Origin of the sequence: Pseudidiomarina sp. CB1 (assembly GCF_024752025.1) — a bacterium.
In the GTDB taxonomy this organism is placed as follows: Bacteria; Pseudomonadota; Gammaproteobacteria; order Enterobacterales; family Alteromonadaceae; genus Pseudidiomarina.
Genome location: NZ_JANTPU010000001.1, coordinates 1,907,951 through 1,922,699 on the forward strand (window position 1 = coordinate 1,907,951; position 14,749 = coordinate 1,922,699).

Genomic DNA, 14,749 nt, shown 5'->3' on the forward strand with positions numbered 1-14,749 from the left:
TACCGTAAGATTTGTCTACAAATTCAACAAAGTTTAACAATTCTTACCGGCGAAATCGGCGGCACTGTGACGTTCCCGAACTTGTTCGTTCTCGTCGCCCCATGCGCGGTTAACCATGCGGCCACGTTTCACCGCCGGGCGGGCGCCAATTTCTTTAACCCAGCGCAACACATGCTCGTATTCGTGGACCTGCAAAAACTCAGCAGCATCATAGGCTTCGTTATTCACCACGGCACCGTACCACGGCCAGATAGCCATATCGGCAATGGTGTAGGTGTCTCCGGCAATATAGCGGTTCGCAGCGAGTTGACGATTAAGGACATCAAACTGTCGCTTCACTTCCATAGTGTAACGGTTGATAGGGTATTCGTATTTGTCTGGTGCATAAGCATAGAAGTGACCGAAGCCACCGCCTAAAAAGGGTGCTGCACCCATTTGCCAAAACAGCCAATTCAAGGTTTCGGTGCGTTGTGCAGGGGGGGTGGGCAAAAATGCACCAAATTTCTCAGCAAGGTAAAGCAAAATTGAACCCGACTCGAACACTCGCGTCGGCGGTTGCGTGCTGCGGTCTACTAGTGCTGGAATTTTGGAGTTCGGGTTGAGCTCGACAAAGCCGCTGCTGAATTGCTCGCCTTCGCTAATATCAATCAAAAAAGCGTCATATTCTGCGTCGGTGATACCTGACTCTAGGAGCTCCTCTAGCAGAATGGTGACTTTGACACCATTTGGCGTGGCGAGCGAGTAGAGTTGTAGCGTGTGCTCACCAACCGGCAATGCTTTGTCATGCGTTGCCCCAGCTATTGGCCGGTTTATTTTTGCAAACTTGCCGCCGCTTTCTTGATCCCATGTCCATACTTTTGGGGGGTGGTACTTAACATCACTCATTGATCAACCTCCATAAAAAAAGTCCGTATTCAGCATAACCGAATACGGACTTTTTAGATCAATCAATTGCTGTTAGTTTTCTATCGATACACTTAGTTTTGTACTTCGATGTCGTTTTCAACGGATTGCACGCCTTCAATACCTTCAGCGATTTGCGCCGCAAGATCCGCAATGTCTGCGCTCGCAACAATACCACTTAAAACCACGTGACCATCGATGGTTTCCACATTGATGTTCATGGCTTCGATCTGGTCTGCTTCAACCAGTGCAGCTTTGACGCGGCCGGTAATGGCTGCATCGCTTAAAAAGTCGCCCGCTTCACCGGCAGCTTCTTTGGTTTCGTCCCATGCATCACCAGCAGCATCTTTGGTTTCATCCCAAGCATCACCAGCGGCATCAGCGGCTTTTTCAGCAGCTTCCTCGGTTTCTTGAGCGGCTTCATTTGCTGCTGCTTCAGTTTGCTCCATCGCTTGTTCGGTTTGATTCTCTGCCGACTCTTGCTCGGCTTGGCTACACGCCGCTAGGGTCAAACTCGAAAATAACGCCAATAAAGCTAAACGATTCATGTTTTTCATCTAATAACCCCCTGTTTTTAGTTAACTTCCGTTGTTAAATGTAGCTCGTATTTACAATTTTGCGAGATTATTTACCCTGAATTTGCGTTACTCTGAGATTCTGCGAAAGTTAAGTGGTTAAAGTTTTAAAAATAACGAGGTAACGAATGGCGCTTCTCGGTAATATACTTTGGTTGATTTTTGGTGGGTTTGTCATGGGCCTTGGCTGGTGGCTGGCCGGATTAATCGCTTTTATCTCAATTATCGGTATTCCTTGGGGTAAAGCTTGCTTTGTTATTGGTCGGTTTGCATTTTTACCGTTCGGTTATGAGGCGATGAGTCGGCGCGAACTCACTCAACGAACGGATATTGGTACCGGTATTTTTGGTTCCATCGGCAATATCCTGTGGCTTATTTTCTTTGGTTGGTGGCTGGCGCTTGGTCATTTAGTCGCTGCACTAGGAATGTTTATTATCATTATTGGTATTCCGTTTGGCATCCAACATTTGAAGCTAGCCATGATCGCCTTGTTGCCGATTGGCCAGACGATCGTTCCGAAAGAAGTAGCGAAAGCCGCGCGGCAAAAAAATGCTGAGTCATACGTCAATAAAGTACGTAACGAAAAGTAAATCAGGAGAACAACATGTCGTGGATGATCTACGGGGCTTACGGCTACACCGGCGAGTTGGTGGCGGCATACGCTAAAGAATGTGGGCAAACGCCGTTACTTGCTGGACGCAATGAAAAAAAGTTAAAAGCTGTTGCCGATAAACTCGAATTGCCTTATCAAGTCGTAAATCTTGAAGACCCTGTTGCCTTGCGCCAGGCCTTGGCTGAACAACAGGTGGTCGTGCATTGTGCAGGGCCATTTGACGTGACTGCTGCGCCGATGATGGATGCTTGTATCGCGACGCGCACGCATTATTTAGACATCACTGGGGAGTTAGCTGTATTCGAGTTGGCACATAGTAAACATGATGAGGCAAAGCGAGCGAATGTGGTGCTCTGCCCTGGTGTTGGCTTCGATGTGATTCCCACTGACTGTGTTGCCGCACAATTGAAGGCCGAGATGCCCGATGCTACAGCGCTGACGCTGGGTTTCGATTCTGCATCACGCATGAGTCGCGGTACGGCAAAAACCAGCGTTCGACGACTAGGTGAAGGCGGCGCTGTGCGGCGTAACGGCATTATCGAAACGGTGCCACTAGCGTATAAGACGCGCAAAATCGATTTTGGTAACGGCGAAAAGCTGGCGATGACGATCCCTTGGGGAGATGTTTCAACCGCTTATTACACAACCGGGATCGGCTCGATCGAAGTTTATATTCCGGCCTCGCCTAATCTGGTGAAACGCTTAAAACGCATGAATTACTTCCGTTGGTTGTTACGTTTCGAGTGGATGAAGAACTGGCTCGAGAAAAAGATCGAGCAACAACCCGCTGGGCCCAGCGAAAAGCAGCTTGAACAAGCTCATACTTTTGTATGGGGTGAAGCCACCAATGCCGAGGGCAAAGTGATCAGTAAGCGTGAAAAGGTAATGAATGGCTATAAGCTTACCAGTCGTGGTGCGGTTGATGTGACATTGTGGTTACTTGAACATAATCCTGAGGGTGGTTATTACACTCCGGCCAAGCTTTGTGGCGCGGAACTTATCGAGCGTTATCGAGTGACGGACTAATTTCGGCGAAGAAGGAAAGCAAACCATGCGTTTATGGGTGAGTGCGCTAGTGCTTGGGGTGGGTTTGATGAGTACGTCGGCTGTTGCCGATGATGCGGCAAACGAAGAACCACAACAAAGTAAAGGTTTAACTTGGCAAGAGTTTGATACCGAGGATTTAGTCAGTCGTCTATGGGAGCTTGATGAAGAGCATAAGCGTGGTATCTTTCAGCTACGCACCTACGAACCGAACTTTATTTTGCCGATCCACCATAGTTCGGAGATTAACACGCAGCCGGAGTCACCCTCGCGTGGGCCATCTTCAGATACGCTTAATAGCTACAAACCGAACGAGGTGAAGCTACAAATCTCGTTACGAACCAAGTTATTCGAAAACTTGCTGTTGCCGAACGCTGACTTGTGGGTGTCGTACACGCAGACGTCGTTATGGCAAGCTTGGAATGGCGATGAGTCATCGCCGTTTCGGAGCACCAACTATAATCCGGATGTTTTTTATATTGTTCCCTGGTCTGATGATTTAGACTTTATTCCCGGCCCAGCTAAAGTACGCTTTGCCAAAGTAGGTTTTGCGCATGAGTCCAATGGTCAAACGAAACCTGACTCGCGCAGTTGGAACTATTTCCACTTTGGCGGTGCGGTGCAATGGGGGGATTTATTATGGGAAACCACCTATAAGCAACGAGTCAATGAAACCGGCGATGAGGACGACAATCCTGATTTGATTCGCTTTCGTGGCAATTTTGAGAATCGCTTTTCTTGGCGCAATGATCTGAGCACCTACAGTGTGACTCGAATCACGCGCGAGTTGTCGTGGGATCGCGGTTCATGGCAACTGGACTTTACCCATCCCGTTAACAGCAATAAGCCTGATGGACTGCGCTTTTATATTCAATTTTTCTCGGGTTATGGCGAAACGTTAATTGACTATAATCACCGCCAAAACCGTATTGGCATTGGCTTTTTGTTGTTGAATATCTAAGGCTTAGGTAATGAGTGAAAATTATCTATTAAAGCTTTACCACAAGTGTTTACGTTATCCGTTTGGACGGCAGCTATTTAGTGCGGTGTTTGCGCGAAAAGCGCCTTATTTCCGCAGTATCAAACCGCTGATAACGGAATTACAGCCGAATTTCTGCGAGTTGCGCTTTAAGAAGCGCAAGGCGGTTGAAAATCACATTGGTACGGTACATGCCATTGCGCTATGCAATGGCCTCGAAATGGCCATGGGAGCTTTAGCAGAAGCGAGCATCCCCAAGCATTTGCGTTGGATCCCCAAGGGAATGACAGTAAACTACACGGCTAAAGCCGATAGTGATATTCGCATCATCGCAGAGACCCCTGCCGATGCTTGGCGTGAAGGTGACTTACCCGTGCAAGTGAAGGGGTTTCGTGCAGATGGCACAGCGGTCATTGTCGGCGAAATTATTATCTATATTTCCGCCAAACCGAAAAGGAACCCAACGTGAGCCAACTGCCAGCTTGTCCGAAGTGCGATTCGCCCTATACCTACGAAGATGGTCCAATGCTGGTCTGCCCCGAGTGTGCGCATGAATGGTCCGCCAACGAGCAAACAGCACCAGCACAAAAGGTTTATCGTGACGCGAACGGTAATGAACTGGTTGATGGTGATACCGTCACGGTCATCAAGGACTTAAAAGTGAAAGGCTCATCGCTGGTGGTAAAAGTCGGTACCAAAGTCAAAAACATTCGCCTTACTGACGAAGGTGACCACGATATTGACTGTAAAATCGATGGCATAGGCCCAATGAAGCTCAAAACCGAGTTTGTGAAGAAAGCCTAACCTTGCTCCAGTAGCTTTTTTAATTCCGCTTCAATGGTGAACACGTGTTCGTCGTGTTCGCCCAACGCTCTTAAAGCATCCGCAAGTTTCAGCAAATACTCACTGTTTGGCCCACTTGGCCCCGCCGAGTTGGCAATCTGTGTGGCAATTTCAGCTTCGCTTGCTGGGCCTAAGTACGCCGCGTTATCAGGTCCCGCAACGTACACTAAGCCTTCGACGGTTGCGGGTTCATCAAGCCATGCAAAGGTCGTGAAAAAACGCAGATAACCATTCTTTTCACGATGATCAAGGTGGGCGAATACGTCAGGGGTAACTTCGTAAGCCATTCCCGCACATCGAGCCTCGGGAACTGCAATGAGGGTTGCCACACGCCCCGGAGCTTCGGGCGTACCTCGATGATCATGGGAGCCTTGCCAGAAACGTCGTTGCCAGCCGTGAATAACCGCAGGATGGCTTTGTAGATAGGGAAAGTCGGCCTTGTAAATCAAAGAACCATAGCCAAACAACCAAACGCTTTCGAGGTGATCAAGAGGCTGTTGCTGCTGATTAATAGCGATAGTGTTATGCGACATAGCGGATTCTTTACCTGCGACGAAGGAGAAAACCAGTCTAACAAAACGCTTCGGAAGTTGCGAAAACACGCTGGCTAACCACGTAATTTTTGGGCAAAAAACAGCGTTATCTGCTATAGATAAGAGTAACTTCTATCGAGGAAACAAAATCTGCATGCCGCTTGTTGTTCGGCCCTATCTAGCGCCACTCTTACTTGCCACTGTTGCGTTCCTTGCTGTGTCGCCTGTGGCGGCGCAGCAAGTACTTCGTGTCGGTGCTTATGAAAACCCACCCAAGGTGACTATCGACGAAAATGGTGAACTTTCTGGAATTTTCGGCGAAGTTCTCTACGAAATCGCTGATCGTGAAGATTGGCAAATTGAGATTGTTCCATGTTCGTGGTCGCAATGTTTGCAGCTTCTGGCGGCTGGCGAGATCGACCTTATGCCGGATGTTGCGATTACCGATACCCGTGATGACGCTTTCCTATTTCACGAAATTCCTGTTCTCCACAGTTGGTCACAGCTTTATGCCCAGTCGAGCCGAGCAGTGACAAGTTTGATCGAACTGGATGGCACGCGAGTCGCAGTATTGCGTGATTCGGTGCAAAGCCATTACTTACAAAATTTAGTACGTAACTTTGGTATCAATGTACGGTTTGTTCCGGTCGGTTCGTTTGATGAAGGGTTTGCCGCGGTGCTTGCCGACCGTGTTGATCTTGTTGCGGTGAATCATCTGTATGGTGATCAGCGAGCGCGTGAACTTGGTATGAAGGCAACGCCGGTGATGTTTCAGCCAAGCCGTTTATTCTTTGCCTCTGCGCCGAAGGCTGAACTGCGATCGGTGTTAAATAGCGTCGACCGTTGGTTGGCAACGTGGCGCGCGGATACCAATTCGCCTTACCACGCGATTATGCAAAAGTGGGGTGTCTATGCCCCTGCTGAAGTGTCTCCTCTTGCGCCATGGCTGCTCCCCGGCTTAGTAGGCTTGCTCGCTTTCGCAATTCTGGTCGTTGCGTTTTTGCGCCATCAAGTGGTCCGCAAGTCGCGGGCGTTACTTGAAACTGAGCAGCGCTCTAATGTGATTTTAAACTCGGTCGAAGCCTATATTTTTGTCAAAGATGCACAGTTGAAGTACCGATATGCCAATAAACGGGTGTGCGAGCTCTTCGGTGAAACTGAAGAGTCGATTATCGGCAAGTCGGACTTCGATCTGTTTGACGAGGTTACCGCGGAATACCTACGCGACAATGATTTACGAGTGATCGAGTATGGTGAGCGTTTAGTCGATGAAGAACACAACACGACCCGCGAAGGTGAAACTCGGCAATTTTTGTCGGTGAAGATCCCACTGCGGGACGCCAACGAAAACATTTATGCACTCTGTGGTATATCGACCGACATTACTGAGCATGTACGTATTCAAGAACAGCTTAATCAACTGGCGTATTACGATGGTATTACCGGTTTAGCGAATCGTAAGTTACTTATCCAGCAATTGGATCATGCCTTGGCGAGTTACCGTCGAACTGGTTTCGAAGGTGCAGTGTTAGCAGTCGATTTGATCGACTTTACGCTGGTCAATGACAGCATGGGTCACCTTGTTGGAGACCGGCTGCTGCGAGCTGTTGCTGAACGTCTAGAGCGTAGTATTGAGGATACCGACTTTGCGGCGCGTTTGGGATCCGATGACTTCGTGGTCGTGCTCGAAGACTTGGGCTCGGATCGTAATGAAGCGATTCTAACCGCTCGACGCTTGGCAAACGAATTGGTGGAAGCAATCCAAGAACCAATAGATTTAGGGGTACGCAGCCATACAACTGCTGCCTGTATCGGTATAAGCATGTTCTCTGATAGCAAAGGCGGTGCGGCTGAAACCATAAAGAATGCTGATCTCGCATTAAGTGAAGCGAAGCGTTTAGGTACCGGATCGATTCGATTATTTAATCCGGAAATGCAGCAGTCAATTAACCGCCGGCTACATTTGGAAACGGCATTGCGGCGCGCTATCGACGAGCGTCGATTGGAGCTTTATTTGCAGCCGCAAGTGAATAACGAAGGCAGCGTGACAGGTGGTGAACTCTTGCTGCGTTGGCAAGATGAAGAGTTCGGTCAAGTGCCGCCCAGTGAATTTATACCGGTTGCTGAAAGCAGTGGTTTGATTGTCCCGCTTGGCAATTGGGTGATTGAACAAGCCTGTATGTTGTTGCAGCAGTGGGCGAACGACGCCCAACTGAGCAACCTTCAGTTAGCCATTAACATCAGTCCGAAACAGTTTCGACAACCTGCGTTCGTCGACTACGTGGCATCTTGCTTACAGCGCTATCAGATCCCTGCTGGCCGTTTGGAGCTTGAGATCACCGAGAATATGTTGATTGACAATGTCGAGCTCACCATAGAGCGGATGTCGAAGCTGGGACGCTTAGGCGTGCGCTTTTCGCTCGATGATTTTGGTACAGGCTATGCCTCATTAGCCTATTTGAAGCGCTTGCCCATCTACCAGCTGAAGATCGATCAGTCGTTTGTTCGTGATGTATTAACCGATGCGAATGATGCGGTGATCGTCGAAACGATTGTTAGTTTGGGTGAGAGTTTAGGCTTAGAAGTGGTGGCGGAAGGTGTTGAAACTGACAGCCAAGCTGACGCATTGCGTCAACTTGGCTGTCGAAAATTCCAAGGTTTCTTGTATGGGCGCCCGCAACCAACAACCTATTGGGTCGAGCGCTTTAAGCAGTCGTTGGCGATTTCTGACGTTTAACGAATAGCCGGAACGCTTGCTGAGAGACGTTGCGGTAATGCTTTCACCAATGCACTGCGTAATGGATGCCAAAATACGGCAAGTAATAACAGCCCGCTGCCGACCACTAAGCCAATTAATGCCGTGCTCACTGAGACGAGACCATAACTGTTGAGCAGTGCACTGAAAACATAAATGACGTACGACAATGCCGATACCATCAGGGCGCGGCGATCGATGACCAAGGATACGCCCGCCAGCACCAAATAAACCAAAATAGTCACCATGGCTTGCGCTAAACCGACGTTCATATCGCTATCCGCAAGGGTGACGAAAATTGGATGGACGAGGAGTGGCGCGGCAAGTAAATGCAGCCAAAAAGCCACATCAGCTCGGCGAGTTTGGCGTTCTAAGTCACTACGGTCCCAATACAAGGCTAACGAAAACACCGCGAGTCCCGCGACAAACAAAATGACTTTGAGTAACTCATCAGAAAAGGCAAAAGCCCAAGCCAATAAAGAAACGATTAGACCTACGGTGGTCGCTGCCCCTGCAGCGAGCGTAATGGGTACTCGAAAACGAAACCAATGCGCACAGGCCACAATAGTGGTGGGTAAGAAGGCTAACAAGGGCACCACTGGAGACTCTTGCCAGATGTCCATCAAACTAATGAAAACCCCAGCAAAAACCCCGCCAAGACAGGCAAATAATAAGACGATGGAGGGTAGTGCCATCCGTCGTTTGCGAGTGAAGTATTCGGCTAATAGCCAACTGGCGATAGCAACGGCGCCACCGCCTAACCATGGTGCGACAAGATTACCCAACGTCCATAATGCGGCAAGCGCTAACACTGCAGCAATGACCACAAAAATATCGTTGAAACCGCTCACTAAACGAAAGTGTTCTTCGTCTTGAAAATGCGTGGCGCGTTGCCGTTCTACGTAATCACGTAGAGCGTTGGCGTCCTTGTCACTAATCACGCCCGCAGCAACGGCGGAGCGTAAATCATCATCACTGTACATGATGTGTTTCCTCTGTTTGGGTCTGTTGCTAAACATTCACCTCTTTTAGATTGGCAAAAAACTGACCAATTGGCGAGTATGAAGCGTTACAAACTGTGTCTACTACATCCAGCGTCGGTGATTTCGGGCAATTTCTTGTGTCCACTCTTCTTGCAGTCGAAGCGCTTCATCGCGGGCTAAGAACTCAATGGACTCCGAACCGGCAGCGGTATGAAGCACGAGATGCGAAAAACCAAGCAAGCGTAGCCAGGGGCCTTGTTCAACATCGATTTGTTGTACTTTGTGGCGCGGGTACCAGTTTTCATTACGACTAAAAATGCCGCGGCGCACCACGAACCATTGTTCTTTTGGCTGTGTGTCACTGCTGACAAAGCTATAGCCATAGTTGCGCCAACGTAAAATCACTAGCGTTTGCAACAGTAACCAACCGAGAGCTGTTAGCACTAACCCTAGAGCACCGCTATCGAGGGCGAAAAAGAGCACTCCGGCGGCGACAGGCGCAAGCAAGCCGAGCCACACGCTGGGCCCAAGTAAGGCCAAGTTGGAGAGGCGTTGCCAATGCACTTGGGCGCTGTCGGGTAGGCGCAGCAGAAGGCGAAAGCGCGCTAAAAAGTCAGCGTCGACCACTGGCAAAATAAACTGTTGCCCGCCTTGTTGTGCACCGCCTTGTGCTTGTCGCGGTTGTAATTGGCTTACTCGAACCACACTACGTTTTAACAACCGAGCACGTAAATTACGGCGCAAATACACTGCTTGCAACTTGGGATACCTGAAACTTAGGGTACGGATGGAGAGCGCTCCGGATTTCGCCTGAAATCGTTCGCCACGAATGCTGAGCTTTAAATCATGATAGGTAATCAAGCTGACGATAATCGCCAGCAAAAACAATATCGCTAAGCCGGCGACGACCGCCCCACTGACGAGTAGCCAGGCATTGTCCTCACTGAGCCAAGAGACATTTGCTTGCACCCAGGGCACGACGTAGTCATCGAGTAAATCTAATTGGCTAATGGGGTAAATCAAAACCGCGAGTAACACGAAGAGTTTATTGTCGATAATCCCCGCACGAATGATTTCACTGACGGGAAAATGTTGTTCAAGCTCGGTTTCGTCCTGTGACGAGGTACTGCTACTGGAAGCGCGCGAGCTCGCTGTGTCGTCATGAGCCTCAAGCATGCGTTGTCGAAGCTCTTGCGCCAGCGGCATAGTTAGCCCTGGGATCATGACCTCTTTACCTGCGGAGCCGGCGCTATCAACACTCAAGATGGTCAGCTTAAAGGGACGAAAGTACCATGCTTCGTGGATTTCAGCCTGTTGAATTCGCTCGTATTTCAGCGTTAAATGCTGGCGGTTAAACAAGCCTGATCGAATATGAACCGCATCATCGGCAATGGCATACAAAAAAAACCGTTGTTGCAAAACCGCATTGATAATAGTGAAGACAAGGTAACCGCCAGCAAGAGCAAACGGTAGCCATACCGCATTCTTACCCGCAACAAAAACGGCCGCCAATACCGGAATCAAGTTCGAAATATTGGTGACGAACTGTTTCAGCTGTTTGAGTAAAAAGAATGCAATGGTGATCAGCGGCGTGCGTTGCCAAGCAAGTTCACTCATTGTTGTCTTCTTCCTGCTCAGGTTCGTTAGCGATGGTGGTCAACAACTCGGTTTTGAGTTGCAACGCAAATTCTGGCGCCAAACCCGGAATGGTCAAATCTGCGCCACCGCTACCCGCGGTATACATGGCCAAGCGCGCAATGCCAAACAGTCGTTCTAAAAACGATTGCTTGAATTCGACATGCTGGATGCGATTCAAAGGTACCGCGCGGATTTTGCGGAACAGCGCGCCGCGTTTTAAATGCATACCTTCAGGGCTGCGTGCATAAGCGGTAAAGAGAAAACGTCGCGATGCAAAGAACACGCTAAAAAACAAAGTGAGTGCGGCCCATATCGCCCCAGCCCACCAAAGCGGGAATACATCAGCTGGGTAAATACCAGTAAAAAAGGCACCGGCAACCATACCAGCTAAGATGAGCATTGACAGTAATGAACGCACTTGTAAGTAAGAGCGGTAACTCGGTTCGGGGGCTACCCAGGCAATGCTCATGTGATCAGATCCTTGCTTGAAATCGTAATAAGAAACCCCATTTAACTAGATACACTCGCAAAAATACAGGAGTAAGCCCATGAAAATTTTAATGGTTCTGACCTCGCACGATAAACTCGGAGACAGCGGGCACAAAACCGGCTTCTGGGCAGAGGAGTTTGCGGCGCCTTTTTATGCATTTAAAGATGCTGGTGCTGATATCACTTTGGCGTCACCGTTGGGCGGACAGCCACCTATCGATCCGAATAGCCAGCAAGAAGATGCGCAAACGCCAGCGACCGTACGTTTATTTGAAGATGAAGCGGTAATGGACCAGTTGGCGACGACATTGAAACTCAATGAGGTAAACGCTGACGATTTTGATGCGGTCTTTTATCCTGGCGGTCACGGTCCTTTGTGGGACTTAGTAAATAACGAAGTATCCTTGCAACTGATCGAAAAGTTCTGGCGTCAAGGGAAGCCCGTTGCAGCGGTGTGTCATGCACCGGCGGTGCTGGTCAATGCGAAAGACCAGCATGGTGAAAGCTTAGTGAAAGGTAAGAAAGTCAGCGGTTTTACCAACGGCGAAGAAGCCGGTGTAGGGCTAACTGAGGTCGTACCCTTCTTACTGGAAGATAAACTCATTGAGCTGGGCGCCAACTATCAGAAAGCCGATGATTGGGCACCGCTTGCTGTGGTAGATGGTAATTTAATCACCGGTCAAAATCCTGCGAGTTCAGAGGCGGTAGCACGTGAATTGATTCAGCGCCTCAAAAACTAAACCGCAACCTCTTGCTATCGTAAACAAAAAAAGCCAGCCCCGTCACAAGGCTGGCTTTCTTTTTATGTAGTCCAACTGCAAGTGTTGGGCGAAATCTGAAGGTATTATTCAGATGTCATTTCTTGCAGACGCTTCTGCAATTTAGAATCTTGCTGTACGCGTTGAATAACAGCGTTGTACTCATCTGGCGACAGGCCAGCGTCGCTTACAGCTGCCAGCATTTCTTGCTGTGCTTTTTGCTGGATTTCACGCTTTTTCTGCTGATCTTCGGTGTTCTGGAATTGTTGACCGTATTTTTGGCTGACTTTCTGTACGTCGCTCATGGCTACGATAAACTTTTCTAACAAAGTGTCGGTGATTTCCACTTGAGTCTGCTGTTGCATTGTTTGACCTTGAGCGGCTTGCTGTACCATCGGCGCGGCGGTTGCTGCACTGATAGCGAGTGAGGCACTCACAGCAGTCATTACCAATAGTTTTTTCATAATATGGTCTCCTCATCGAGGCGAATTTTACAGCTAAACCTGTTCTAGCTTAGCTGCGTGTAGCTCGCGGACCCTAACATTAGCGAGGTGCCGCTCGCAAGGGCCTTACCAAATGCTTACTTTTTCACCTACCACAGGTACTGAATGCGTACGCCGGCTTGCATATCACGACCAATCCCCGGCTCGAAGGCACGCCCACTGCCTTGGTTAACGACAACGGAGCCAACATAGTCGCGGTCAGTCAGATTATGAAGCTTGAGCCATGGCTGTAGCTCAACATTGCCGTGTCGCCAGCTATATTGATAGCCCAAATGCCACAGAGTATGGCTGGGTGCGAAAACGTTGTTAGCATCGTTGGCGGCGACTTCACCACGATAGTCGCCGACCAGCTGCAGGCGTTGACGTTCGTTAGGTTGCCACGCCAACTGCCAATAGGCTTGTTGACGCGCAATGCCGGGCAGGCGGGCGCCATTACTGTAGGTAGCATCAAGGTAGGTGGCACTGGCTCGTGTGCTCCAACGCTCAGCTAATTGCGCTTGCAGCTCGAGTTCAACACCTTTCCGTGAGGTGTTTTCGGCATTCACATAGGTGGTGCGGCCATCGTTGTTTTGATCGACGACGATTTCATTGCTGGTTTGAATATCAAACCAAGTCACGCGCGCTTGTGCGAGGTTAGTTTGCCATTTCAGTCCAGCTTCCCACTGTAAGTTATTGGCTGGGCCGAGTTCGGTATTCAAGCCAGTACCGTCGTTGCGGTACGCAAGCTCGGTCAAGGTTGGCGTTTCAAAGCCAGCACCGCGACTCACATAGAGTGAGAGTGCGTCATTAAGCGCGTAATTAAAACCGACCATCCAACTGGTTTCTTGCGTGTCTGCGGCACCGCTGTCATCTGGATTTTCTGGAATGACATAATAGTCATCTACGGCAAACTCAGTGTCGTTGTAGCGCAAGCCCCCTAGCAATTGCCACGCCGGTGCAACTTGCCACTCCGCGAGCCCGTAAACGGACTTGGTGCGCACCACGCCGTCGTCATTGCGGCGCACGTCGCCCCGCTCACCAAAATCATTGACGTAACCAAACCGACGGTCATTCTGTTCGGCAATTTGTAGGCCACTACTAAACTGCCACTCCGGCAAATTTAACGGCCGCCACTGATAATTGGCGTTCATACCGATAAAATCGCGGCGTAAGTCGATGACCGCGCCGTCGCCATTAAGGTCGCTACCTGGGAATGGCAGATATTGCTCAACATCGCGCCAGCCGCGCCAGAATGTTGCGGCAGCGGATCGTTCACTGGTGTCGTGTTCGATACTCACCGAAGCTTGTTGGTGATGAATGCGTTTGCGGGTGTTAAAGGTGAAGGCTCGCTCGACCGTTTGCGTAGGGTCAGCGCGCCATGCATCTGGCGTAAGTGAACTTGGGTCCTGAAGGTGGGGCGCATTGTTATTATCGAGACGCACGACGAGGCGAGTGGTATCGTTCAGCTGTTGATACCAGCGTGCCGCCACTTGGTGGCGCTTCGCGCTATTATGCGGGCGTGGTCCGTCGGTACTAAACGTCGCCGCGGCAAAACGCAAAGCGCTCTCAGTTTGTACTAGATCTTGTTGGATAAAAAGCCGTTGGGTGTCATTGCCGCCAGCCATCAGATCAATTTGTGTCGCGGTAGTTCGCGGTGCAGCACTCCGCCAATCAATGACACCGCCAGCGGCGTTGCCATACAAGGCCGCCAATGGACCACGGATGACTTGGATGTTATCAGGCTCGTCTAACAGAATACTGGAGGTCTGCGCTTGCCCATCAGGCATACTTAACGGTACGCCATCAAGCTGCAACAACACGCCACGTACGCCAAAGGCTGAACGCGCACCGAAACCGCGCAGGGTAATACGGGTATCTTGCGCATAGTTGGCGCGCGAGTCACTTTGCACACTAGCAATACCACCAAGTAGCTCGGCAGCGTCAATTCGCATGCCGGGAAGTTGCTGGTCAGTGGCTAAGTTGGTGACGGCGGCAGGCGTTGTCTGCGTGGTAGAACGCTTATTGGCAGTGATCTCAATGCGTTCGATCGGCGCATTGTCAACTTCTTGGGCGAAGCTTGCGGGAATAGTTATAGAAAGAAAAACCATACTAGCGCTGGCCACAGCCAGCGCTAACTTCGATGGAGAGTGCATA

General features: G+C 49.8%; 15 protein-coding genes. 7 read left to right on the forward strand and 8 right to left on the reverse strand.

What is annotated here, in order from left to right; translation table 11 throughout:
• Window positions 1-33: 33 nt before the first annotated feature.
• Both yghU and NV375_RS09145 read right to left on the reverse strand, forming a co-directional pair.
• The gene (gene yghU, locus NV375_RS09140) at window positions 34-885 is read right to left on the reverse strand and encodes a glutathione-dependent disulfide-bond oxidoreductase (RefSeq protein WP_258807885.1); all 852 of its coding nucleotides are present in this window, start codon (window positions 883-885) and stop codon (window positions 34-36) included.
• Between the two features lie 92 nt (window positions 886-977).
• Window positions 978-1,460, reverse strand: a complete 483-nt coding sequence (locus NV375_RS09145; RefSeq protein ID WP_258807886.1) for a BON domain-containing protein — start codon at window positions 1,458-1,460, stop codon at window positions 978-980.
• Window positions 1,461-1,606: 146 nt separating this feature from the next.
• Between NV375_RS09145 and NV375_RS09150 the strand changes: the two genes are divergently transcribed.
• Genes NV375_RS09150 through NV375_RS09170 form a run of 5 tightly spaced genes read left to right on the forward strand, consistent with a single transcriptional unit; the run spans window position 1,607 to window position 4,918 of the window.
• Entirely contained in the window at window positions 1,607-2,068 is a 462-nt protein-coding gene (locus NV375_RS09150) for a YccF domain-containing protein (RefSeq protein WP_126772485.1), read from the forward strand.
• Window positions 2,069-2,082: 14 nt separating this feature from the next.
• A complete protein-coding gene (locus NV375_RS09155) occupies window positions 2,083-3,117 on the forward strand; it encodes a trans-acting enoyl reductase family protein (protein ID WP_258807888.1) in 1,035 nt (344 codons plus the stop codon).
• Between the two features lie 25 nt (window positions 3,118-3,142).
• Window positions 3,143-4,096, forward strand: a complete 954-nt coding sequence (locus NV375_RS09160; protein ID WP_258807890.1) for a phospholipase A — start codon at window positions 3,143-3,145, stop codon at window positions 4,094-4,096.
• Window positions 4,097-4,106: 10 nt separating this feature from the next.
• The gene (locus tag NV375_RS09165; RefSeq protein WP_258807891.1) at window positions 4,107-4,583 is read left to right on the forward strand and encodes a hotdog fold domain-containing protein; all 477 of its coding nucleotides are present in this window, start codon (window positions 4,107-4,109) and stop codon (window positions 4,581-4,583) included.
• A complete protein-coding gene (locus tag NV375_RS09170; RefSeq protein ID WP_258807893.1) occupies window positions 4,580-4,918 on the forward strand; it encodes a zinc ribbon domain-containing protein YjdM in 339 nt (112 codons plus the stop codon). Before NV375_RS09165 ends, NV375_RS09170 begins: the two co-directional genes overlap by 4 nt.
• Here the strand turns inward: NV375_RS09170 and NV375_RS09175 are convergent.
• Window positions 4,915-5,490, reverse strand: a complete 576-nt coding sequence (locus NV375_RS09175) for a gamma-glutamylcyclotransferase (RefSeq protein ID WP_258807894.1) — start codon at window positions 5,488-5,490, stop codon at window positions 4,915-4,917. The genes NV375_RS09170 and NV375_RS09175 overlap by 4 nt on opposite strands.
• A gap of 154 nt (window positions 5,491-5,644) precedes the next feature.
• On the opposite strand from NV375_RS09175, the gene NV375_RS09180 reads away from it, so the two are divergent.
• Complete coding sequence (locus NV375_RS09180; RefSeq protein WP_258807896.1) at window positions 5,645-8,227, forward strand: EAL domain-containing protein; 2,583 nt, start codon at window positions 5,645-5,647, stop codon at window positions 8,225-8,227.
• Here NV375_RS09180 and NV375_RS09185 read toward each other — a convergent pair.
• The 3 genes from NV375_RS09185 to NV375_RS09195 form a co-directional block, all read right to left on the reverse strand.
• The gene (locus tag NV375_RS09185; RefSeq protein WP_258807898.1) at window positions 8,224-9,228 is read right to left on the reverse strand and encodes a hypothetical protein; all 1,005 of its coding nucleotides are present in this window, start codon (window positions 9,226-9,228) and stop codon (window positions 8,224-8,226) included. The two genes, NV375_RS09180 and NV375_RS09185, sit on opposite strands and share 4 nt — an antisense overlap.
• Window positions 9,229-9,330: 102 nt before the next feature.
• Entirely contained in the window at window positions 9,331-10,845 is a 1,515-nt protein-coding gene (locus NV375_RS09190) for a PH domain-containing protein (RefSeq protein WP_258807899.1), read from the reverse strand.
• Window positions 10,838-11,335, reverse strand: coding sequence for a PH domain-containing protein (locus NV375_RS09195; RefSeq protein ID WP_258807901.1), 498 nt, complete (start codon window positions 11,333-11,335; stop codon window positions 10,838-10,840). Before NV375_RS09195 ends, NV375_RS09190 begins: the two co-directional genes overlap by 8 nt.
• A 79-nt stretch (window positions 11,336-11,414) precedes the next feature.
• On the opposite strand from NV375_RS09195, the gene NV375_RS09200 reads away from it, so the two are divergent.
• Window positions 11,415-12,095, forward strand: a complete 681-nt coding sequence (locus tag NV375_RS09200) for a type 1 glutamine amidotransferase domain-containing protein (RefSeq protein ID WP_258807902.1) — start codon at window positions 11,415-11,417, stop codon at window positions 12,093-12,095.
• Window positions 12,096-12,199: 104 nt separating this feature from the next.
• On the opposite strand, the gene NV375_RS09205 is transcribed toward NV375_RS09200, so the two are convergent.
• Both NV375_RS09205 and NV375_RS09210 read right to left on the reverse strand, forming a co-directional pair.
• The gene (locus tag NV375_RS09205; protein WP_258807904.1) at window positions 12,200-12,577 is read right to left on the reverse strand and encodes a DUF4168 domain-containing protein; all 378 of its coding nucleotides are present in this window, start codon (window positions 12,575-12,577) and stop codon (window positions 12,200-12,202) included.
• 128 nt (window positions 12,578-12,705) lie between these two features.
• Window positions 12,706-14,748, reverse strand: a complete 2,043-nt coding sequence (locus NV375_RS09210) for a TonB-dependent receptor domain-containing protein (protein ID WP_258807905.1) — start codon at window positions 14,746-14,748, stop codon at window positions 12,706-12,708.
• Window position 14,749 lies beyond the last annotated feature (1 nt).

Coding starts and splice junctions, on each gene's coding strand:
- NV375_RS09195 (WP_258807901.1), bottom strand. CDS start 11,335: ATGAGCATTGCCTGGGTAGCCCCCGAACCGAGTTACCGCTCTTACTTA.
- NV375_RS09190 (WP_258807899.1), bottom strand. CDS start 10,845: ATGAGTGAACTTGCTTGGCAACGCACGCCGCTGATCACCATTGCATTC.
- NV375_RS09205 (WP_258807904.1), bottom strand. CDS start 12,577: ATGAAAAAACTATTGGTAATGACTGCTGTGAGTGCCTCACTCGCTATC.
- NV375_RS09185 (WP_258807898.1), bottom strand. CDS start 9,228: ATGTACAGTGATGATGATTTACGCTCCGCCGTTGCTGCGGGCGTGATT.
- NV375_RS09180 (WP_258807896.1), top strand. CDS start 5,645: ATGCCGCTTGTTGTTCGGCCCTATCTAGCGCCACTCTTACTTGCCACT.
- NV375_RS09155 (WP_258807888.1), top strand. CDS start 2,083: ATGTCGTGGATGATCTACGGGGCTTACGGCTACACCGGCGAGTTGGTG.
- NV375_RS09150 (WP_126772485.1), top strand. CDS start 1,607: ATGGCGCTTCTCGGTAATATACTTTGGTTGATTTTTGGTGGGTTTGTC.
- NV375_RS09210 (WP_258807905.1), bottom strand. CDS start 14,748: ATGCACTCTCCATCGAAGTTAGCGCTGGCTGTGGCCAGCGCTAGTATG.
- NV375_RS09165 (WP_258807891.1), top strand. CDS start 4,107: ATGAGTGAAAATTATCTATTAAAGCTTTACCACAAGTGTTTACGTTAT.
- NV375_RS09145 (WP_258807886.1), bottom strand. CDS start 1,460: ATGAAAAACATGAATCGTTTAGCTTTATTGGCGTTATTTTCGAGTTTG.
- NV375_RS09160 (WP_258807890.1), top strand. CDS start 3,143: ATGCGTTTATGGGTGAGTGCGCTAGTGCTTGGGGTGGGTTTGATGAGT.
- NV375_RS09200 (WP_258807902.1), top strand. CDS start 11,415: ATGAAAATTTTAATGGTTCTGACCTCGCACGATAAACTCGGAGACAGC.
- yghU (WP_258807885.1), bottom strand. CDS start 885: ATGAGTGATGTTAAGTACCACCCCCCAAAAGTATGGACATGGGATCAA.
- NV375_RS09175 (WP_258807894.1), bottom strand. CDS start 5,490: ATGTCGCATAACACTATCGCTATTAATCAGCAGCAACAGCCTCTTGAT.